The following is a 21,548-nucleotide window of genomic DNA, read 5'->3' on the forward strand; positions in this document are numbered from 1 at the left end:
CTCTAAGAGTTCAATGCGTCTGTTGCGAGTGGCTTGGTTGCTCGAATGGCAGACGTCATCGCAAGACTATTCAAGCTTGATTCATGCCCTCAAGAGAGTCGTTGCCTTTACTGAGTGATATCAGGTTGGTCACAACTTAAATATCGACTTCGACCAAACCATGAGTGAGGGCAAAAACAGCAGCTTGAGTTCGATCTCTAACTCCTAGCTTCTGGATTGTAGTACTGACATGACTTTTGATTGTTTCTGAAGACAAGAATAACGATTCTGCAATTTCAGAATTTTTCATCCCTTGGATAATGCAGCGCAGAACCTCACTCTCGCGTTCAGACAATGGATCGATGAGCTCAGGAGGTTGTTTGATCGTTGCTGTAGCGGCCGCACGAACTGATTTCGGATAATAGACACCACCATTGTTTGTCGTGGTCAGTGCATTAATGAAGTCTCCATGCCCTGATCCCACCGATGACATGAACATAACTCCATCTGCTCCAGCGTCCATCGCTTCATGGACAACATCAGTTGTTTCTCGCCCTAGAAAAATCAGGGCAGTAATTTTGGGATTGTGTGTTTTGATTCTTTCTACAAGACGAATACCATATCCTTTCTCAAGATCTTCGCTTGTAATCAAAAGGTCAGGGTTGAATTTTAGCTGTAAGTCTATTCCTTCCTCTTCAGTGGTTGCCCCACCAATCAGTGATTGTAGAATAGGCGTGCAAAGACATAAAGCAGTCAGTGTTAATCTGTTTTTACTACAAACCAAAACTTTTTTGCTGCTTAACAGCGCTTGGCATCGGTCAGCTGCTTGCTTAAGAGGAAGTTCGTTCGGGTTGATGAGCACGCGCTGGACATCTTTTGGATTAGGCTAGTGAGTTCGTGGCTTGAATGCAATTCATTGTGGCCTCACACAGCCTGAACATCTCATGTGATGATCTCTAAGGCTCAATACGGGAGCATCCCCGATTTTGGTCACTTGTGTGGAACAACCGAGACTCAATGATGCGTCAAGAGGCAATAGAGGTTTTCGCGTTGACCAGCATCAGCTTCAGCATTACTGCATAGGCATCAATAGAACAACTTATTTTAACGAATGATGCTCATTAGAGTGGTGGATTGGAATACATCAATTTAAATTTTTAATCAATTTTCTTGGCACAGTTTTCCCCTCCCGATGATGTAGCGCCTTACGCGTGGTCGCTTGTTCTGTTATTTGGAATGGTGATTTTGAGTATTGTGCCGCTTTATGAGGCTCGCTTTAAAGCTCAGTTTGAGATGAGTGATCTTTCGTCTCTACGTGCAATGTTTGATCGTTATCTCGCCTGGGGGAAAAGAGCCAGCTGGTCTCAGCAAAATAGTTTTGAATCATTCTCTCTGCATGCTCCGGTAGCTATCCTGGCTATTCTTGTTGCTATGAATGGTCTTCCGCTTCCAGCTTTTGCGGTTGTTGTTGCATTTGTGCATCCAATCCTTCGAGCTGCTTATCTTGTTTCTTATCTTGTGAATATCTCACTTCTCAGGTCCGTATGCTGGGTTTTTGCTTCGCTTTGCAGTGGCTTTCTTTACGGAGTCTGTTTGTCGGCCATAATTTCAACTTGAGGAACTTTTTGATTATTCGAGCTCTCTACTCTTATGATCAAGCTTGTACTAAATATTGTAAAATTGATGGCAATATTTTCTTTTTATTAATAATTAGTATTTTGTATTTGCGTTGATTCTAGTATTTCTCATGATCAAGATAGTTGGCAAATTTTTGGATCATATCGATGCAGAACTGTCGATCGACTCCGTGGACTGTTTTCCAGCTTTCGTACATCACACTTAGATCTTCCCAGGCATTGTCATACACAGTTCTTGGGTAGTTATTTTGCTTTGAACGATCCATGTGTTGAGTCCTATTCGTTACGAGTAGCATTTTCTTTCTAAATAGTAGCCACTTGCTATTGGCAGCTTTGCTATTGGATTAGTTGTCGTCTTGAAATTTATAAGTTATTTAGAATATTTTCACTGTTTGGCGACATATTGCATGGATTGCTGTCAGCACTAAATTCTATTTTTGACCATTGCTCAGAACGTCTCGTAGGCCAGTCCTGTTGAGACGAATAGAAAGCCTGCAATAAAAATGCCAGCATAGATCAGCATGATTCGCTTGTTCACCGGACGATTCTCGAACCGAAGTCATCAATAGCAACGGTCAATTCTCCACCCATGTGTTGCTGAGCACTAAGGAGAGCGAAGAACAGGTCTTATGATCAGATGTCTCTTTGATTAGATGCAAAAATTACTATCTGTGATCAGCAGTTTGTTTCAGTGGCTCTCTAAAGCTCTGAAAGGTGGTGAAAGCTGGTTCTTGGTCATTGATGAGGCCGTTGTTGCTCAGGAAGACTTTGCGAATCAGCAAAGGAAACTTGACCAGCAACGAGATCAATCGATTCGTCAAGATAGATTTAATCGGCGCTACGAATCCCAGTGCTTTGTGTCATCAGATCGCCTGACATTTAATGAAATCTGGATGACGTTGAGTCCTATTTCTGTCTTTAAGTTTTTGCGATATGCGCTTAGCGATGTTGTCTAATCAGCTGATCCTAATCTTATTGTATGTCTTTGCGTCTAAATTATTACGAGTCGACCTCACCTTTGCGGTGATTTGAGATTTCATTGGCGCGACGATCAGCTTTTGGAGCGCCTTGATTTTGCCCTCAGCCTTTGAGCCCGCTGTCGTCGCGGACTATGTTGTGCGCCAGTTTTTGCTCTGAGTCCGATGCACTGAAAAGCCTTCTTCGTATGAATTCATGAAGTTCTATAATGGCTGCACTTGAGCTTTGAACCATTAGCGACCTTTCTGCAAAGCGCATTCCTGCGCGTACCCTCCGACGCGGTTACATCAGTGAGTTCTTGAGTATGGCCAAAACTGTTCAACCACAGGGCTTTGCACCACAGGAGATTGATGATTTAGATGGTTTTGATTATATGGATATTGCCTCGCGGGTTAAAAAATAAATAGTGTCATGACTTTAAAGCAGTCATTTCTCAGAATTTAATTGACTTGTTTGTATAAACTAAGGTTTGAACGATGATTTCAGTGCAGGATCGTCCCCAAGTCCCACCTGCTGTGACCATCAGTACATTGCGTGAGTCGTTAGTTTGTCTATCATAAACTTAGTTTATAAATGTCTTTATGCATTTTGCTACCCCTACTGACGAAAATATTGATCTTATTTGGGCGCGTATTGTTAAAGCTATGAGTAGTGGTTCAAATCATCTTGTATGCCCCAATGCTTCTAGCTTTGTCACAACTAAAGATGGTCTTGAATGTATAGTCCGTAGTGCTAATGGAGTTTTACTGGCTAATTGTTATTCTGAAGACGATCGAATGGGTGGTCGTCGATGGACTATTAATCTTGTCAAATGAAGATATACGCTGAAATTTGTTCATTGTTTCGATTTTGAGACCTAAGTTTGTCGGTCTTGTCTTTGCTTAAAGCTTAAAAATAGCTTGCTCTTGGTTGCGTCTGTTGCCATCTCTTTCGCTGAGTTTTAAATTCAACTTATTCAATAAAGCTAAACAGTTGATGTAACTATCTTAATTTAAGATAGTTATTCATTTGTAATTGGCTTGTCAATTGCTTGTATCTTGAGATTCCTTTCGTTCTGTTTATGAACTCTCGCGAGACAATGCCCTTTTATATGGGAAGATTTCAGCAGTGTCAGCAGTCAGAACAAGATCTTTGTGCTTTCCTTTCTAGGCTCAAGGATGATGCGACTCTTCAGCAAAAAATCGCACAGGCGAATAATGAAGATCATGTCGTTGCGATTGCCTTGGCCGAGGGCTTTGTTCTCGATAAAGAAAAGTTTTGGTTATATGAATCAAAGCGATTCAAGAGATATGTTGAGCGCCGTGGCTTTTATTCAAAGGAATAATCGAATCTCCCTTTGAATACTTGTTTTTTGACATCTGGAATTTGCCTTCTTGTGGGATTGTTGTACGTTATTTTTGTTCAATTATTCAATCAGAGTCTGACGGCTTGTTCTGAATACTCTTTTCATGCTAGATCTATGCATACAAACGTAATGATCGCACTTGTTTGATTTTAATCAAGTGATTAGATTTTTGCGTGCTGCTTTTCTTATTGCAGTGCGGTCTCAGTGATTCAATCGATACATGCCTTCGCTAATTTGCATTTGCTGTTTTCCCTGATATGCAGCATTGTGCACAAGAGATTGCGTTTATTATGATTTTCATGAAAAACACTATTCTGTCAATTGTTTTTGTCTTTTGCTTGTCTTTTTTTACTGTTGTTCCTTCTGCCGAATCGCTCGATCTTGAATTAAGCCAGCTTGACCTCGTGAAATGTGATACTGCTGATCCTGCCTCTAAACAGCCAAAAGGCTATCGTTCAGGGTGCTATATTTTGGATGGGGAAATTAAAAGTACTGCTAAAAGTTTGATCAAGGATGTTGATGTTTTTGCGTTTATCTATGATGCTTCTGGCGAAGAAGTGCTACCTAATCGTCCTAGAATAGGTTCTATTAATAATGTACCTGTAGGAACTAGCCAATTTTCTGTGCGTGTGCCAATTCCATCATTTGCAGTTCCTCCATTTACGATTAAAAAAGCAAAAGCTAAAGTCGCAATACCAGTTCCAACAATATCTAAAGACTCTTCTGATGAGGATATTCTACCTCTCGAACGTAGTATCGAAAGTTAATCCTGAAGATCGATCTTTGTCAATCAAACCTATCTCTGTTTCTTTTAATTAGGTCAGACCGCTGGATGGTTTTCCAGCGTTGTACTTTAAATTCTTGGTTTTCTGATTTGTTGACTGCCGATAACCCAGCTCCTTTGCTGTTTCTTGATTGCAAATGTTTGCATATGGTTAACTTGCAGGTATCAAACCTTGGCTTAGCACCTCGCGCTAGATAAGTGTTTTTACTTAGAGTGAAGGGGTTGCATCAAGAACGTGTTTGTCGCGCTTGGTCTATTCCTTGCTTTTGGGGTTGGCTTGTTTGTGTTGTCATTGTTTGAGTGATCCCGATTGATTCATTGGCTTTTATGTCCTTGTTACTTGCGTGGGTTGTATTGATAGTGACAATTCAGGTCCATTCACAACTATCTTTTTTGTTGATTTTGTGCGATCCTGTCCAGGTCAATTTTTTTTCTTATGACTTTTTTGATGCATTGGTCTTTTAAGACTGGATACCATGAGATTGCAGCCAAGAAGTTTTTATCAACTGGTGCGCCTTTCCCAGCCTGTCAATCTTGGAAGCGCTTTCATGGCCCAGGTTCCGTCGAAGGTTGGATCTTAGTCGATGCAGATAATGCTGATGCATGTTATGAACATGCTGCTGAATGGGCAGAATATCTTGATTGGGAAGTGACTCCTGTTCTGACTGATGATCAGGCTGGTCCTCTGATTGCTAAGGCATACAGCTAATCCTATATTTTCTGCACAATGCTTCACTCGAATAGAGAGGAGCGTTGTGCTTTCTAAATGCCCTTTTTGAAGGATCTACTTACATGTTTTTCGATATTCTTATCTTCTAGCCTGCCTTCTTGCATATTCTTTTTTTTGACTATCTAATTTATCGTGTTGTAATGCATCGACTCAATTTGTGAGTGATGACTGACTTGTTGTCGACCATTCTTCAATATGCTGTTTGTTTGGTTTTAGTTTTTCCCCGCATGACACTTAGTGAGTTTTGCCAGTGGCTGAAACCCGATCGATCGTTGCCATTGCCGACTTATTTTTAGTTTTTGTAGCATCTAAACCCTTCAATTGAACTTGATGATTCTCAGCTCTGTTAAAAATGTTGAGATCTTCGCTTGTTTCTCGTTCACAATTGGCTTGCGACTTGGATAATCGCTGCTCTATCAGTCTTAATGGCTGTTTTGAGTATGATGCAGGTGGGCACCGGCATCTGGATTAAGGAGTTGTCGGGCTGACAACTCCTCAATCCCTTTTTGACTCCCTTCAAGCTGTTTTGCTTCATGGATTTGATTGTTGATCAATCAATTCCAACTTTTTTCTTTTTTAATACATAGACTTGGCCTTTTAAGGTCGAGGTAAATTTCTTGGATTAATGACAAAGCACTTAATATCACGCATGATTGATTTTGGCGACACAAATAGATGTTCTGAGATTGTTTTGTAAGACCATCCTTGTTGCCTTAGTGCCATAGCAATTCTCACGCGTTTACTTCGCCAACCTCCACTTGGCCCTAGTCTTCGAGATATTTGATTCGATGAGCTCACTGACATTCTGAGGTTATCATATGATCAATTATCGGCTTTTAAGCGATCTTTCTGTGTCAGCAATGATTGTTCCCACGGTAGATTTTGAATTCTGTATTTCTACCTAGTGGCTTGCTTACAAAGTTGATGCTGCTTTTCTTTCTTGATCTATTGTTTGATTTCCCATGCATTTTGCTTGTCACATTCGTTTCAACTTGGTGTGTGTATTGTGCCGCTCCTAGTCTTTGCTGCTTGGGCTCCAATGGCCATCATTAAGATTTGATCATATCAATACTGTTACTTCTAATTGTTATTAAAGCTGTTTAAATTCTTCATCATTTGTGACTGCTGAAAATATTTTTCTCCCTTCATGATCGTTTCACAGTCCTGGCTCTAGGCCATGTTTTGCTGGTCTTAAGGTATGGCATCTCTCGTTCCTACAACACTGATGTCATTCCACCTAGCAATATTTACTTTTCACAAGCTTTCGCTTTTTTTCGTGACGTTCCGCTCGCGTGGCTGTCATACGCTACGAGCTCGAGTTAAAAAAGAATTCATGGCTCGTCTCATAAATTTTTACCTTGAAAACTATTGTTAACGGACGATTAGAGCAAATTGATCGGTTATTAGGTTGTGATTGCCTTTCATTTTCCCAATGCAATCGTATGGAAATTCATCAGTCACTTATGACTGGTGGGCGGGAAATTCTGGAGTAGCGAAGCGCTCCGGCTCTTTCATCGCTGCGCATGCTGCACATGCCGGTCTCATCATGTTCTGGGCCGGAGCATTCACACTTTTTGAACTCGCTCGATACGACGGCTCCCTGCCGATGGGTGAGCAGGGTTTGATTTTGATTCCTCACCTGGCTGGTTTGGGGCTCGGTGTTGGGGATGGCGGAGTCATCGTCGACTCACAGCCCCTGATTGTGGTGGCTGCAACCCACCTTGTTTCTTCAGCAGTTCTTGGCGCTGCTGGTATTTGGCATACTCTTCGTGCTCCTAAGGATCTTTCCGAATCAACTGGGCGCGCCAAAAAGTTCGATTTCAGCTGGGATGATCCCAAGAAGCTCACTTTTATCCTTGGTCATCACCTGATTTTCCTTGGTCTGGGTGTCATCGCCTTCGTTGAATGGGCTCGAGTCCACGGCATTTACGATGCCTCACTTGGAGCTGTTCGTACTGTTGAGCCCAATATTGATTTGGGTATGGTCTGGGGCTATCAGACAAACTTCCTGACTATCAGTAGTTTGGAAGATGTGATGGGTGGTCATGCTGTTCTTGCGTTCATTCTCACAATTGGTGGTGTTTGGCATATCATCAGTTCCCCTTTCGGTCCTTTCAAAAAAGTCCTGATCTACAACGGTGAGTCGATCCTTTCTTACTCACTCGCGGGCATTGCATTAATGGGTTTTGTGACAGCGATTTGGTGTGCACAAAATACGACGATTTATCCCGTCGAATTGTATGGCGCTCCTTTGAAACTGAATTTCGCCTTCTCTCCTTACTTCACCGACACGTCCACTCTTCCGGGAGATGCACACACGGCTCGTGCGTGGTTGGCGAACACTCACTTCTACCTTGCCTTCTTCTTCCTTCAGGGACATCTCTGGCATGCTCTCAGGGGCATGGGTTTCAACTTCAAGAGCGTTGTGAATGCTTTTGAATCCATGGATAAGGCAAAAATTAACTGATTCCTCATTACGGTCAGTTCACTGCAAAAGCCCCTGTTTAAGGGGCTTTTTTTTGTCTATTTTTTCTTGCCCCTTGATTGACTTGTTGTCTTGAACCATTGAGTGTTGACGCAAAGAGGTGTTGTATACCTCAGATGTTGACAATGTTCTGGTATTGAATTCACATTCTCGTCAACAACTTGAGCCCTTTTGATTCATGCTTGATCCTTGCATAGACTGTGAGCTTCAGGATGTTTCGATCTGTTTTGCTGCGTTCGGTGCGTCTGGTGTCATCGTTTTTTTGCTAATTGTCGAACTGCTTAATAAGACCCCTCCGCATGATTCATTTTATACCTGAAAGCCCGCCTCCATGCATTTAGCTTTGCTTAAGGATTGCGTGTCACTCTCTTGTCTGGTAGTCAATCTGAATTGCTCGCCACTCATTCCAAGGTGGTTGATTTATACCTTGAGACAACATGTGCTGGATTCATCTCTGATAGCGCTTATCAATCTCTCATCTGTCTTGAGCAATCTGCCGACAAGATTGATCAGAAGCTCATCAAGCACCTCAAGCAGAGGATTTCACAAGGATCAATCTCTGTTGCTACTCCTGCGACCTAGTTGTCTTGTCTACGTAGCGTGATTCCATTTTATACGACGGCTTGTTAGCTGTGCTTCGGTGCCAGTGCCGCACTCTTTCAAACTAAATGAAATGGTGCAACATATGCCTCAAGACAAGGTCCTTTGGATTGATCTGCAACCGACCTTGCATTGTCTCAATAAGCGTGTTGCTCAATTACTAAGTCGATCGTTCGCTGTACAGCGATGGTCTTTTCAGCATGATCTCGATGAGTCTTGCTCTGTGGCCACGGTGCATGACCTGCTTCGACAGACCCTTGTTGGGTCCTCCGAGCCGATGCATCTGGTTGGCCACGGTATCAGTGGCACGATTGCTTGTCTTTTTGCAGAAAAGTACCCTGATCTGGTAAAATCTCTTACACTGCTTTCTGTTGATACCCTTTCAGCCAACCACTGGTCCTCTCACTACTTGGACATGCGGAGTCAATTGCCATCTTCTAGGCAAGCCATTTTGAGACATTTGTCGTCTTTGCTCTTCTCCCAACAAAATCCTCGTACTGTTGAGGTGTTTCCTTGCCTTTTGGCAAAATGTTTAGACAATGAATTTATTCAAGGTTCTATAGTCAATCAACAGCATATTCCAGATTTAAGTACACCTAGAGAGGTGCCAACATTTGTTTTGAATGGTGAAAGAGATTTTGTTGTTGACACTAATTCACGCGACCGATGGTCTAAATCGCTAAAATCTGGAGATCGATTTGTTTGCATGGAAAAAGGTCGCCATTTCTTTCAGTTTGATCAATCTCAACATGTAGCCCAACTGATTACAGCATTCATTCAAATGGTTCCTGGTCCATGGATTGACCGTGAGCTTAGTTCCAATGACTTCACCTCTCTCGCTCGGAGTTAATTATGTCGGATATTTTCGAAGCTGATGTCATCATTGTTGGCGGTGGTCCAGCTGGTTGCGCCTGTGCCCTCTATACAGCTCGCTCCTCATTGAAGACTTATATTTTAGATAAAAATCCAGCCGTTGGTGCGCTCGCAATTACCCATAAAATTGCAAATTATCCTGGCGTTCCAGCAGATACTTCTGGTGCTGATTTGCTCAAAACGATGAGAGATCAGGCAATTAGTTATGGTGCAATTTATCAGCAGGTTCAAGTCTATGGAATTGACTTATCTGGCTCTGAAAAAACAGTTTATACGCCTGAAGGAACCTTTAAAGGGAAAACTCTTGTTCTAGCAACTGGGGCAATGGGACGCACATCCACATTCCCTGGTGAAGATCAGTTTCTTGGTCGTGGTGTCAGTTACTGCGCCACGTGTGATGGTGCATTTTACAAAAATCAGCAAGTTGCAGTTTATGGTTCTAATCAGGAGGCCATTGATGAGGCTCTTGTTTTAACCAAATTTGCTTCGACTGTTCATTGGATCACGAACAGTAAGCCAAATACAAATTGCACCGGCCTCTCTCAGCTTCAATCCGCGCCAAACGTGAAGCACTGGAAGCGAACACGGTTGACTTCTGTGGATGGTGACGATTCTGGGGTAACTGCAGTTAAGCTCCAAGAATCAGGTAATGATGAAGATACTCAATTGGATGTGAATGGTGTCTTTGTTTATTCGTCTGGTAGTTTGCCAATTACCGATTACTTGCATGGTCAGATTCCTTTGACTGAAGAAGGTGGTGTTCAAGTCAACGATGACATGATGACAGGTTTGGACGGTGTTTGGGCGATTGGCGATATTCGCAATACCCCTTTTAAGCAGGCCGTTGTTGCTTGCTCGGATGGTTGCATTGCGGCAATGTCGATCGATAAATTTCTAAATCAGCGTAAAGAAATCCGTGTCGATTGGGTACATCGCTAATGAGCAATAAAAAAAGCGCCCGAAGGCGCTTTTCATTTATTCCCTGACCAATGATGATCAGGCTTCTGAATTGATTTGCGCGACCCAGGAAGACAGGCGTTGGTCGGTGAGTTCAGATTCGTTGTCTTCGTCGATAGGCAGTCCACAGAACTTACCGTCGATCACACTCTTTGACTCATCAAAGGTATAACCTTCAGGAGATACTTGACCAATCAGTTTTGCGCCAGATTTTTGGAATGCGCTATAAAGCTCTTCCATGGCGTCACAGAAATAGTCGCCGTAACCTGAGGAGTCGCCCAGTCCGAGAATCGCAACGGGCTTACCAGCGAAATCTTGATCAGGAATTTCAGTAATCAGGTCGTCCCAGGCTGTACCTGAACGTGCTTCATCGGCACCTGTGTTCCAGGTTGGAATGCAGCAGACGAGAGCTTCTGCAGAAGCCAATTCGTCGACACCGCTGATGCTGTCTACATCTTTGGCATCAGTCCCCAGAAGTTCCTTCAGGCGATCGGCAATATCTTCCGTTTTGCCCGTTGATGTTGCAAAGAAAATCGTGAAAGCCATAGGAATTGGATAACTCGATCATCATCCTTGCTTCCGGCCAAGGTTGTTCCCGCTTTTGACGCGCTTCTTGGTTGTATGTGACGCGCTCTCCTGTAATTTTGCTACAAGCTTGTGACATTTTGTGTTGACCTTGCTGTTTTTAGCACGGCTCTCGTCACATCTGCAACGGCATCCCTTTTGGCGATGTCATTTCGCGATATTCGGGCAATGCTTGGTTGAATTCAGCCTCTCTGGCGCGTGACAGCCATTTCTTGCGTTTGAGTGAGTCAGATTCGATGTAGTCGATAAACGCTTCCAGGTTTTGCTTGCCCGTCAAGGTCGTGGCTACCTTCTTCTTTTTCAAAAACTTTATCCTTCGCTTGTATTATCGCCTCCGACGTTTTTACGTGATGTTGTATCGATTGTTGTTGGTTTGATTTGTGGTTTAGGTAGTCGTATTGGTCTGACGATTTTAATTCTGATCTTTGTGTTCTCGTCGCAGGCTGTTGTTGTTATCACTCGGTAAATTTGCATTATTTTGTTTTGATGAGTTTTCAGTCTCTCTTTTATTCCTGACTATTTGTTTTAATATTAGAAGGAGTTTTTGCTTGGTTTCTGGAGTCAGTTGTTCGTCTTGTTGATCCAGTCTGCCGCTTGATCTAATGCTTCATGTCTTTCGTCGATTAGATGTTTGATTCCAAATTGCGCCAGTCTTTGTTTGACTTTTCCGCTTGCCCCCGTCACCATTACTCTGCGCTGCTGTCGTTCAGCCTCTTTAACCATTCTCTCGATGGCAAGGCTTGCTGTGACGCCTAGAAGTGGCACATCTGTGATGTCAAGAAGTAGCACTTTGTAGTGCCTTACCAGCATCATCCGTTCACTAATTCCCTTCGCTGCGCCGAAACTTAGCGGGCCTTGCATTCGGAACAGAATCAGATCATCACCACAACGTTTCATTAAACCCTGCTCTTGCGTCGTCAGATGCCCCGTTCCGGTGTTCATGTTGCCGAGTTGATGATTCGTCAGCGATTCAATCGTCAGCAAATTGGCCACGAACATTCCTACAAGAACGGCCCCGATTAGATCCCAGAACACTGTCATGAAGAGGACTCCCCACATCACGAGTGCCGTTTTGAACGACAGCCTGTGAGCTCGAAGCAGGAAGCCCCAGTCGATGATGTCCAGCCCGACCTTGATCAGGATTCCCGCTAGTAGTGCTGTTGGGATGCCTTCGGCAAGTGGGCCGGCTCCTAACAACAAGACAAGCAGCACCACGGAGTGCGTCATGCCTGACAGCGGTGTTCGTCCGCCTGATCGGATGTTGATCACCGTTCTCATCGTTGCTCCTGCACCTGGGAGCCCGCTGAACAGTCCTGAGATGCTGTTGGCAATGCCTTGACCCACCAGTTCCCGGTCTGATCGATGGCGGGTCTGACTGATGTTGTCAGCCACTAGCGATGTGAGTAACGAGTCAATCGCTCCGAGCAAAGCAAGCACCAGCCCCGATTTGAGCAGTAGCGGGAGGTGGTTGCTCCAGTTCGGAGCGCTGAAGCTCAGTCCTCCTTCAGGGATCGAACCGATGCGAGGCAGGTCTTCTGGAAATAGCCACAGCGCGAGTGGCGTGATCAGCAGAAGGCCCAACAACGGTGAGGGGATCACTTTGGTTACCCGTCTTGGTGCGGCGAACACCACCACAAGTGTCGCGATGCCGACCGCCACAGCTGCGGGGTTGGGCGTGAAATTAGTGCTCACCATTTGCAGCGAGGACGCCACTCCTCCCTGGCTGCTGATCCCCAACAAAGGGCCAATCTGGAGGCACAGAATGATCACGCCGATCCCCGACATGAACCCGGAGACCACGGAATAGGGAACTAGAGTGATGTATCGCCCGAGGCGAAGCACCCCCATCAGGATCTGCAGCAATCCTCCAAGAACCACTGCGGCCATCACCATGGCAAGCATGTCTCCCTGGCTGAGCTCCCGGATTGCTCCGACTGCCGCGAGACTGCTAATTACGCCTGCCACCGTCACACTCATCGGGCCTGTCGGTCCGCTCACTTGGGCCGGCGTTCCGCCAAACAGTGCCGCAAAAAAGCCTGTGATGATCGCTCCGTAGAGACCGTAAATCGCCCCTCCTGGGCCTAGCGCTGCATTGCCGAAAGCCAGGGCTAGGGGCAGTGCCACGACTGCAGCAGTGACACCACCTGTGAGATCTCCCCGCCAGTGTCGCCATTGAAAGCCGTTGATCAGGGGACGCCTGCTCGCGGTCATCGTGTTAGGGGGTCCCGGGCATTCCAGACCAGATCCTTAGGCCCTCCAGGGATTGCACACCTTCCCGCCGCTCACCGTTGGGCAGGATCCAGGTGGGATAAGCCCGGATTTCCTCTTGTTTGCAGGCAGCCGCTTGGATCGGTAGTTCCTTTGGTTTCCCGCATTCCACGTAGGGAAGATGTATTGCCGCATCGCCGAATAGTCGTGCTTGGTACTGACATGCCGGGCAGCGCCAGGATCCGTAATAAATGACCTTGGTTCGGCTCAGAAAGTCAGCCAGAGCGCCGGGATCGGGACTTGCTTTGGCTGTGCCATTGCCAATGAAGGCGATGTTGAGGCTGCTGAGTGCGCCAAGCAGAAGAACTTTGAGCATTTGCGAAATGTACGTGCGTTCCGACGTACGGGCATCCGGCCTCCTTCATCGGTGCCGAACCCCGGACGGAACTGGGACACTGAGACCAATCGGAGCTCTAGGAGCGCAGCGATCACCATGGCCGGCAGTGGATACCGCGATTACTTCAAGGTGCTCGGGGTAGAGCGCAGTGTTGATGCCGATGCGATCAAGCGGGCTTTTCGCAAGTTGGCGCGTAAATATCACCCCGATGTGAATCCCGGCGATGCCAATGCTGAGGCCAAATTCAAGGAGGTGAGCGAAGCCTATGAGGTGCTTTCCGATCCGGATAAGCGCCGCAGATATGAACAGTTTGGTCAGTACTGGAATCAGGCCGGAGCTCCTGGTGCTGGAGCGGGTACCGGAGGGTTTGACGTTGATTTTGGCCGCTACGGCAACTTCGACGATTTCATCAATGACCTGTTGGGTCGTTTCGGCGGCCCTGGTAATGCAGGCTTTGGAGGCGCTCCAGGCGGGTTCGCCGGCGGTGGTTTCCCTGGTGGTGGTTTCCCCCGAGGGGCCTCGAGGACTCCCTTGAATCTCGATGCTGAAGCCAGTGTGAAAGTGACCTTCGCCGAGGCTTTCCGCGGTGCTGAGCGAACTCTCTCTGTGAATGATGAGAGGGTTCAAGTCAGGATCCCTGCCGGGGTCAAAACAGGATCCAGGCTTCGGCTCAAAGGCAAGGGGAATTTGCAGCCGGGAACCGGACGCCGCGGAGATCTCTATCTCAGTCTCGAGGTGCAGGCGCACCCGGTATGGCGCCTCGATGGTGATCAGCTACGTGCGGACCTGCCCGTCTCCATTGATGAGCTTGCTCTTGGTGGCCTGGTGAAGGTCATGACACCTGACGGTGAGGCTGAGGTTTCGATTCCCGCCGGCACATCGCCTGGCAGGAGCCTGCGACTGAAAGGGAAAGGTTGGCCCTTGAAAGCCGGTCGTGGTGATCTGCTCCTCAATCTCAGCGTGCAGTGGCCCAGTCAATGGTCGGATCAGCAGCGCAATCTGCTGGAGCAGCTCAGAGAAGCCCGAACCGACGATCCCCGTAGCGACTGGCTACAGAGCGCTCGTCTTTGAGACCCTGACGGCTGTTGCCGCTTACGATCTCCTGCACCGATCAAGGCTGCTGATGGACCTCACCTACCGCCCGCGTCGCCTGCGCCGCTCGCCGGCGTTGCGAGCCATCGTCCGTGAAAACAGTCTTTCCCCAGCAGACTTCATTTATCCGTTGTTTGTGCATGAAGGTGCTGGAGTGGAGCCGATTGGCGCCATGCCGGGCGCCAGTCGCTGGAGCCTTGATCAACTCACTGGTGAGGTGAAACGTGCCTGGGATCTGGGCATCCGTTGCGTGGTGCTTTTCCCCAAGGTGGCTGAAGGACTTAAAACCGAGGACGGGGCTGAGTGCTTTAACGAAAATGGTCTGATCCCTCGTGCAATCCGCCAGCTGAAGCAGGAGATCCCTGAGATGGCGATCATGACGGATGTCGCCCTGGATCCTTATTCCTGTGATGGCCATGACGGCATCGTGAGTGATCAAGGCGTTGTGCTCAACGATGAAACCATTGAGCAGCTTTGCAAACAGGCTGTGATGCAGGCCCGTGCAGGTGCTGATCTCATCGGGCCCAGCGACATGATGGATGGTCGAGTCGGTGCCATCCGCGAAGCCCTTGACGATGAAGGCTTTGAGCACGTCGGTGTGATCAGCTATACAGCTAAATATTCATCCGCTTATTACGGCCCCTTTCGCGAAGCACTGGATTCAGCCCCGCGCGCGACGGGTAGCAAGCCGATTCCTAAAAACAAGGACACCTATCAGATGGATCCTGCCAATGCCAGGGAAGCCATCACCGAGGCCCAACTCGATGAACAGGAAGGGGCCGACATCATGATGGTGAAGCCAGGTCTTGCTTACCTCGACATCATTCATCGTCTCCGTTTGGAGTCGGAGCTGCCCATCGCTGCCTACAACGTCAGTGGTGAATATTCGATGGTCAAGGCAGCGGCCGAGAAGGGATGGATTGATGAGCGATCCGTGGTTCTCGAGACGCTGCTCAGCTTTAAAAGGGCTGGAGCTGATCTGATCCTCACTTATCACGCTTGCGATGCCGCTGAATGGTTAAAGCAGGGATGATCGTGTTGACCAGGAGCTGAGATTGGCAGTCTCTGGTGTGGGTTGCCTGAGCACTCGTTCGTTTCTGAGGGCTTTCGATCCTTTCCTGGATTGAATTCACAGTCAGGCCACCGCTCCGGGGGCTGCGACCTACAGAATATGTGGGCTGAATGAGATCGTTCATGTCTGCCGTGCAGCGCCTTGGTCATGTCGCCATCCGCGTCAGCGACATGGAACGAGCTGTGAGTTTTTACACCGGCCTTGGCATGCGCATGGTTTGGGAGGCCAACGACTGGTGCTACCTCGAAGCTGGTGATTCCCGCGATGGTCTGGCTTTGCTGGGGCCTAAATACAAGGCTGCAGGTCCCCATTTCGCCTTTCATTTCCGCGATCGCGCAGAAGTGGATGTGGTTCATGACCGCTTGAAGGCTTCAGGTGTCGCGGTGGGTGGTGTTCATGACCATCGCGACGGCACGGCATCCTTTTACCTACGCGATCCCGAAGGCAACTGGTTGGAGATGCTCTATGAGCCTCCGGGGGGAATCCCCACGAATCAACCTGGAGTCGCTCAGCCCGATTGATGTCCGCTCTTGAAGAAACACTGGAGCTGCTCGAGTGGCCGCGCCTCTGCCAGCATCTCTCCAGCTTCACCAGCACGCTCCAGGGGCGACGTCACTGCTGCCAAGGTTTACTGCCGGAATCTCTTCCTGAAAGCCTCATCCTTCAGGCGAAAACGCAGGAGATGGCAAGCCTGGATGGCCTTTTAGATGGAGGCCTCAGCTTCCAAGGGGTGGCTGACCTTGATCTGATTCTGCTGCGTTGCAGCAAAGGAGGTGTTGCCTCCGGTGAGGAGCTGCTCGCAGTTGCCGACACCCTGGCCGCAGCGCGTCGTCTGCGCCGAAAGATCGATGATCCTGAGCTCAGGCCGGTGTGCACTGCTCTGCTCTCGGATGTGGCCACCTTGCCGGAGCTGGAACAACGCCTGAAGTTCGCCATTGAAGAAGGAGGTCGCGTCGCCGATCGGGCCAGTGCCAAGCTGGAGGGACTGCGTCGGCAATGGCAAGAGCTGCGTTCACGCAGGCGCGACAAGTTGCAGGATGTGATCCGCCGCTGGGCAGCACATCTTCAGGACACGGTGATCGCTCAGCGGCATGGACGACCTGTGCTCGCTGTGAAAGCTGGAGCTGGTGGCCAGTGTCCGGGCATGGTTCATGACAGTTCCGCCTCGGGCAGCACAGTGTTCGTCGAGCCTAATTCGGTGGTCGATCTGGGGAATCGGTTGGCGGATCTCGACGGCAGGATCCGTGAGGAGGAGCAGCGTGTTCTCGCCGAAATCAGTGCTGCTGTTGCTGAGCAGGTCGATGGTTTGCTCGCACTAATGGCGGTGCTGTTGGATCTAGACGTGGCTCTGGCACGAGGTCGTTACGGGCAATGGCTGGGTGCTGTTCCCCCTCGGCTCGAGGCCGCCAGTGATGCTCCGTTCACACTGCAGAATCTGCGTCATCCTCTGCTGGTGTGGCAGGAGCGCAAAGAGCAGGGGCCATCGGTCGTTCCCTTCAGCGTTGATGTCTCGGCTTCTCTGAGGGTGGTTGCGATCACTGGGCCAAACACCGGTGGCAAGACCGTCACGCTCAAAAGTCTTGGGCTTGCTGCACTGATGGCACGTGCAGGGCTCTGGCTCCCCTGCACCGGCAGCCCAACCCTGCCTTGGTGTGCCCAGGTTCTCGCTGATATCGGCGATGAGCAATCACTGCAGCAGAGCTTGTCCACCTTTAGTGGCCATATCAAGCGCATCAGTCGCATCCTGGAGTCGATCGGCTCGGGCCCAGCTCCTGCTCTAGTGCTGCTTGATGAAGTGGGAGCTGGGACGGATCCCAGCGAAGGCAGTGCTCTGGCCACGGCTTTGTTACGTGAGCTGGCCGATCGTGCCAGGCTCACCGTGGCCACGACCCATTTCGGTGAGCTCAAGGCTCTCAAGTACAACGATCCCCGTTTTGAGAATGCGTCGGTTGCTTTCGATAGTGAAAGCCTCTCTCCGACGTACCACTTGCTCTGGGGAATTCCTGGTCGAAGCAATGCTCTCGCCATCGCCACGCGGCTCGGTCTAGATGCCGGGGTGATTGATCAAGCTCGCAGCCTTCTCTCACCACGCGGGGATGGGGAGGCCAACACTGTGATCCGTGGACTAGAGGAACAACGTCAGCGTCAGCAGGCTGCTGCCGAGGATGCAGCTGCCCTGTTGGCCCGAACTGAACTGCTGCATGAAGAGCTGCTGAAGCGTTGGGAGACACAGAAACAACATTCCGCTGAACGGCAGGAACGGGGCAGGCAGCGCCTCGAGACCTCGATTCGCTCAGGGCAGAAGGAAGTACGGCAGCTCATCCGTCGTCTCCGTGACGATCAGGCCGATGGTGAAACGGCACGGAAAGCCGGTCAGCGTCTGCGCAAGCTCGAGGACCGTCATCGACCTGAGCAAGAGCGACGACAGCATCTGGGTTGGCGACCTCAGGTGGGTGATCGCATCCGTGTTCTGGCACTCGGCAAAGCTGCTGAGGTGCTGGCTGTTTCTGATGATGGCTTGCAGCTGAATGTGCGCTGTGGGGTGATGCGAAGCACCGTTGAGCTTTCAGCTGTGGAGAGTCTTGATGGACGCAAACCTGAACCTCCAGCACCCGTGGTTCAGATCAAGGCGCGCCGAGGCAGTGGCGTTGCTGAGGTGCGGACCTCACGCAACACAATTGATGTGCGGGGCATGCGTGTGCATGAAGCTGAGGCTGCTGTTGACGACGTTCTGCGAGGGGCAAATGGCCCTGTCTGGGTGATCCATGGCATCGGCACCGGTCGCCTCAAACGTGGCTTGCGCGACTGGTTGGCTTCACTGGACTACGTGGAGCGTGTGCTGGATGCTGAGCAGGGTGATGGTGGCGCTGGATGCAGTGTCATCTGGGTGCACTGAAGAGGGCTTCGCTTCAGGTCAGATCGGGAAGCACCGGGGTGTCGTCTCGTTCTGATGGGGGTGTCGGCACGGGAATGGCGTCCCCTTGGTCGTCAAATAAGCGCCATCCATGGGGATCAGCATCTAGATGAATGCGACTTCCTGGTATTGCTCTGAGACCCGGATCTGCCCTGACCTGCACCAAGTGCTCCCCATCGAGCAGCCTGCAAGTGATCAGCTGTTCGTTGCCCAGCACTTCACTATGACTGACGTCTGCCTGCAGGTTTCGGTTGGTGGCAGGTGCCACCTTGAGATCTTCGGGACGAATGCCGCCATGGAGCCGTTGGCCCTCGAGACCTGCCAGTGCCGCACTGAGGGGACCCTCCACACTCACCCGGCGTTCGCCCAGGTGGAGTGTCTGGCTGCGACCCACCTGGACTGGCAGCACATTCATGGGAGGGCTGCCGATGAACTGGGCCACAAACAGGTTTGATGGCCAGCGGTAGAGATCCATCGGTGTGCCCAGTTGCTGAAGCCGACCCTGATTGAGTACGGCGATCCGGTGACCCATGGTCATGGCCTCCACCTGATCGTGGGTCACGTAGAGAGTGGTGGTCCCCAGCTGACGCTGGAGGTCCACGATGCGAGTACGGGTGCTGCCGCGCAGCTTGGCATCGAGATTGCTCAGCGGTTCGTCCATCAGAAAGACATCCGGCTGACGCGCCATGGCTCGCCCGAGAGCCACCCGTTGTTTCTGACCACCGGATAACTCCTTGGGCCGTCGATCCAGCAGCTGATCTAATTCGAGAGCCCGGGCCACCTCCAGCACCCGATGTTCCACCTTCGCTTCCCGTTCAGATCGGACTTGAAGCAGGCGCGGCAGCTCGCGTGTGCTGCGATGCAATTGGTCATGGAGCTGCTCGATGGCACTGCGGTGGCGGCTGCGACGCAGTCCGAACCCGAGGTTGTCGCGAACGCTGAGATGCGGATACAGCGCATAGCTCTGGAACACCATCGCCACATTGCGCTTGGCAGGCCTCAGCTTGGTTACAGCTTGCTGCCCCACCAGTATTTCACCCGCACTGGGTGTCTCAAGGCCTGCCATCAGCCTGAGCAAGGTGCTCTTACCACAGCCGGAAGGACCGACCAGAACCAGAAATTCACCATCTTCAATCGACAGTGAGAGGTCACGAATAACCTCGACGGGCCCCTCACCACCACGACCTGGATAGCTCTTGCTGAGCGCCTCGAAGCGAACGCCGGCCAAGCTCAATCTCCCGTGCCTCGCGATCCTAGGGTTGGTGACTGGTCCCGATCGAAGCTTTTCGTGCAGTTCATCGACCAGGCGCGCATCACCGTCCGTGGCGGCCGTGGCGGTGATGGCATCGTGGCCTTCCGTCGTGAGAAGTACGTTCCAGCCGGTGGTCCCTCAGGCGGTGATGGGGGGCATGGATCCCACGTGGTCCTCGAGGCTGACTCGAATCTTCAGACGCTGCTGGATTTCAAGTACAAGCGATTGTTTGCAGGCACTGATGGTCGTCGGGGCGGCCCCAATCGCTGCACCGGTGCGTCTGGCCAGCCTCTGGTCATTCATGTTCCCTGCGGAACGGAGGTGCGACATCTCACCACCGGCATCCTCATGGGTGATCTGACCGCGCCTGGAGAGCAGCTCATGGTGGCGTTCGGAGGCCGCGGCGGTCTGGGAAATGCCCACTATCTGAGTAACCGCAACCGTGCGCCCGAAAAGTGCACTGAAGGTCGCGACGGAGAGGAGTGGCCTCTCCAGCTTGAATTGAAGCTGCTGGCCGAGGTCGGAATCATCGGTTTGCCCAATGCCGGCAAAAGCACGTTGATCAGCGTTTTGTCTGCAGCCCGTCCCAAGATCGCCGATTACCCCTTCACTACCTTGGTGCCCAATCTCGGTGTGGTGCGCCGTCCGACCGGAGATGGCACGGTCTTTGCCGATATTCCTGGCCTGATTGCCGGTGCCGCCCAGGGTGCCGGACTCGGGCATGATTTTCTTCGCCACATCGAGCGCACCCGCCTGCTGATTCACGTGGTGGATGGAGGGGCGGATGATCCACTGGGTGATCTGAAGGTGGTGGAGAAGGAGTTAGAGGCTTATGGCCATGGCCTGGTGGATCGTCAGCGCTTGCTCGTCGTGAACAAGCTTGAGCTTCTGGATGAGTCGGGTCGCGACGCATTAGTGGAGGCTCTGGAACAAGAAAGTGGTCGGAGGCCACTGTTGATTTCAGCTGTGATGGGTCAAGGACTGAAAGATCTGTTGAATCAGGTCTGGATGGAACTTGGCGTCTGAGCCATTTGCTTCATCCATGGACTTCATCCATTTGTCGAGAAGCGTGTTCGGGCTCCCACGAAGACTTGTGCGTTCAGCGTTGGATGGCGATAAAGGGAACAATGAGAGAACGTCCGATGACCTTCTTCACCTGTTTCGACACCCAGGGCCAGTTGATCGCTCGCTGTCAAACGCCCCAGCAAATCGAGGCCCTGCGCCGTCGCGGTCGTCCAATTGCCGGAGTGCATGCCATGAAGCCAGAGGAAGCCGTGGTGTGCAGCCTCACAGGCAGCCCTGCCGATTTCAACGAAGATCAGTGACCCAAGCGGCATGGTTCACTATGCCGAGCTCTTGATCGTGGCTGCTCAATAAAAAAGCGGGGATCGTTCCCCGCTTTTTTATTGAGTTGATCGTGCAGCGAACGATTCAGTCGTCATAAACGCGGCACTCATCAGCTTCCGGGTTGTTTTCACAATAGAGCTCAATGGGAGTGGGATCGTGGCTGTCGCCGGGATGCTCCTTCTTGTAGTCCTGCAGGGACTCAAGCTCTTCGCTGAAGTGGCGAACCTTGGCATCGTTGCCCTCTGCCTTGGCAGCTTCGAGCTCGCTCTGGTCCTTCTTGATGTGCTCGTCGATGGATTTCATGGAGTCGTTG

The 21,548-nt window shown here is 50.0% G+C and carries 21 protein-coding genes; 14 read left to right on the top strand and 7 right to left on the bottom strand.

What is annotated here, in order from left to right:
- Positions 1-136: 136 nt before the first annotated feature.
- Positions 137-841: a response regulator transcription factor gene (locus SIB42_RS05165; protein ID WP_067096456.1), complete on the bottom strand. Its 705-nt coding sequence runs from the start codon at positions 839-841 to the stop codon at positions 137-139.
- 308 nt (positions 842-1,149) lie between these two features.
- Here SIB42_RS05165 and SIB42_RS05170 point away from each other — a divergent pair, with 308 nt between their 5' ends.
- The 8 genes from SIB42_RS05170 (at position 1,150) to SIB42_RS05205 (ending at position 10,350) form a co-directional block, all read left to right on the top strand.
- Positions 1,150-1,596, top strand: a complete 447-nt coding sequence (locus SIB42_RS05170) for an MAPEG family protein (protein WP_231856445.1) — start codon at positions 1,150-1,152, stop codon at positions 1,594-1,596.
- A 673-nt stretch (positions 1,597-2,269) separates the two neighbouring features.
- Positions 2,270-2,572, top strand: a complete 303-nt coding sequence (locus tag SIB42_RS05175) for a hypothetical protein (RefSeq protein ID WP_156485218.1) — start codon at positions 2,270-2,272, stop codon at positions 2,570-2,572.
- 1,082 nt (positions 2,573-3,654) lie between these two features.
- Complete coding sequence (locus SIB42_RS05180; protein WP_156485217.1) at positions 3,655-3,918, top strand: Nif11-like leader peptide family natural product precursor; 264 nt, start codon at positions 3,655-3,657, stop codon at positions 3,916-3,918.
- A 320-nt stretch (positions 3,919-4,238) separates the two neighbouring features.
- Entirely contained in the window at positions 4,239-4,706 is a 468-nt protein-coding gene (locus SIB42_RS05185; RefSeq protein WP_156485216.1) for a hypothetical protein, read from the top strand.
- A gap of 453 nt (positions 4,707-5,159) precedes the next feature.
- Positions 5,160-5,432 (top strand): DUF3303 domain-containing protein, encoded by a 273-nt coding sequence (locus SIB42_RS05190; RefSeq protein WP_067096451.1) that lies wholly within the window; start codon positions 5,160-5,162, stop codon positions 5,430-5,432.
- A gap of 1,453 nt (positions 5,433-6,885) precedes the next feature.
- A complete protein-coding gene (locus tag SIB42_RS05195; RefSeq protein WP_067096448.1) occupies positions 6,886-7,920 on the top strand; it encodes a chlorophyll a/b binding light-harvesting protein in 1,035 nt (344 codons plus the stop codon).
- 841 nt (positions 7,921-8,761) lie between these two features.
- Positions 8,762-9,388 carry an alpha/beta fold hydrolase gene (locus tag SIB42_RS05200; RefSeq protein ID WP_197459904.1) on the top strand — a complete coding sequence of 209 codons (627 nt, stop codon included), beginning with the start codon at positions 8,762-8,764 and terminating at the stop codon, positions 9,386-9,388.
- Between the two features lie 2 nt (positions 9,389-9,390).
- The gene (locus tag SIB42_RS05205; RefSeq protein ID WP_067096442.1) at positions 9,391-10,350 is read left to right on the top strand and encodes an NAD(P)/FAD-dependent oxidoreductase; all 960 of its coding nucleotides are present in this window, start codon (positions 9,391-9,393) and stop codon (positions 10,348-10,350) included.
- A gap of 57 nt (positions 10,351-10,407) precedes the next feature.
- Here SIB42_RS05205 and fldA read toward each other — a convergent pair whose 3' ends face one another.
- From fldA to SIB42_RS05225, 4 genes are all read right to left on the bottom strand, one after another.
- Entirely contained in the window at positions 10,408-10,914 is a 507-nt protein-coding gene (fldA, locus tag SIB42_RS05210; RefSeq protein ID WP_067096439.1) for a flavodoxin FldA, read from the bottom strand.
- 154 nt (positions 10,915-11,068) lie between these two features.
- A complete protein-coding gene (locus tag SIB42_RS05215; RefSeq protein ID WP_231856444.1) occupies positions 11,069-11,230 on the bottom strand; it encodes a hypothetical protein in 162 nt (53 codons plus the stop codon).
- A 284-nt stretch (positions 11,231-11,514) separates the two neighbouring features.
- Positions 11,515-13,164: a SulP family inorganic anion transporter gene (locus SIB42_RS05220; protein WP_067096433.1), complete on the bottom strand. Its 1,650-nt coding sequence runs from the start codon at positions 13,162-13,164 to the stop codon at positions 11,515-11,517.
- A 4-nt stretch (positions 13,165-13,168) separates the two neighbouring features.
- Positions 13,169-13,537 carry a hypothetical protein gene (locus tag SIB42_RS05225; protein WP_067096430.1) on the bottom strand — a complete coding sequence of 123 codons (369 nt, stop codon included), beginning with the start codon at positions 13,535-13,537 and terminating at the stop codon, positions 13,169-13,171.
- A 117-nt stretch (positions 13,538-13,654) separates the two neighbouring features.
- Here SIB42_RS05225 and SIB42_RS05230 point away from each other — a divergent pair, with 117 nt between their 5' ends.
- The 4 genes from SIB42_RS05230 (at position 13,655) to SIB42_RS05245 (ending at position 18,618) form a co-directional block, all read left to right on the top strand.
- On the top strand, positions 13,655-14,629 hold the full coding sequence (locus tag SIB42_RS05230) for a DnaJ C-terminal domain-containing protein (RefSeq protein ID WP_067096428.1): 975 nt from the start codon (positions 13,655-13,657) through the stop codon (positions 14,627-14,629).
- Positions 14,630-14,681: 52 nt separating this feature from the next.
- The gene (hemB, locus tag SIB42_RS05235; protein WP_067096425.1) at positions 14,682-15,683 is read left to right on the top strand and encodes a porphobilinogen synthase; all 1,002 of its coding nucleotides are present in this window, start codon (positions 14,682-14,684) and stop codon (positions 15,681-15,683) included.
- A gap of 161 nt (positions 15,684-15,844) precedes the next feature.
- Positions 15,845-16,243, top strand: a complete 399-nt coding sequence (locus SIB42_RS05240; RefSeq protein WP_067096422.1) for a VOC family protein — start codon at positions 15,845-15,847, stop codon at positions 16,241-16,243.
- Positions 16,243-18,618, top strand: coding sequence for an endonuclease MutS2 (locus SIB42_RS05245; protein WP_067096418.1), 2,376 nt, complete (start codon positions 16,243-16,245; stop codon positions 18,616-18,618). The genes SIB42_RS05240 and SIB42_RS05245 overlap by 1 nt, the downstream gene beginning before the upstream one ends.
- 13 nt (positions 18,619-18,631) lie before the next feature.
- Here SIB42_RS05245 and SIB42_RS05250 read toward each other — a convergent pair whose 3' ends face one another.
- Positions 18,632-19,864, bottom strand: coding sequence for an ABC transporter ATP-binding protein (locus SIB42_RS05250; RefSeq protein WP_067096731.1), 1,233 nt, complete (start codon positions 19,862-19,864; stop codon positions 18,632-18,634).
- Positions 19,865-19,924: 60 nt separating this feature from the next.
- On the opposite strand from SIB42_RS05250, the gene cgtA reads away from it, so the two are divergent.
- Together cgtA and SIB42_RS05260 are read left to right on the top strand one after the other, a co-directional pair.
- Positions 19,925-20,914 carry an Obg family GTPase CgtA gene (gene cgtA / locus SIB42_RS05255; RefSeq protein ID WP_067096729.1) on the top strand — a complete coding sequence of 330 codons (990 nt, stop codon included), beginning with the start codon at positions 19,925-19,927 and terminating at the stop codon, positions 20,912-20,914.
- 116 nt (positions 20,915-21,030) lie between these two features.
- Entirely contained in the window at positions 21,031-21,213 is a 183-nt protein-coding gene (locus tag SIB42_RS05260) for a hypothetical protein (protein ID WP_067096726.1), read from the top strand.
- A gap of 106 nt (positions 21,214-21,319) precedes the next feature.
- Here the strand turns inward: SIB42_RS05260 and SIB42_RS05265 are convergent, their stop codons facing one another.
- The gene (locus SIB42_RS05265; protein ID WP_067096415.1) at positions 21,320-21,538 is read right to left on the bottom strand and encodes a CP12 domain-containing protein; all 219 of its coding nucleotides are present in this window, start codon (positions 21,536-21,538) and stop codon (positions 21,320-21,322) included.
- Between the last annotated feature and the right edge of the window lie 10 nt (positions 21,539-21,548).

It is taken from the genome of Synechococcus sp. MIT S9508, assembly GCF_047303045.1.
In the GTDB taxonomy this organism is placed as follows: domain Bacteria; phylum Cyanobacteriota; class Cyanobacteriia; order PCC-6307; family Cyanobiaceae; genus Synechococcus_C.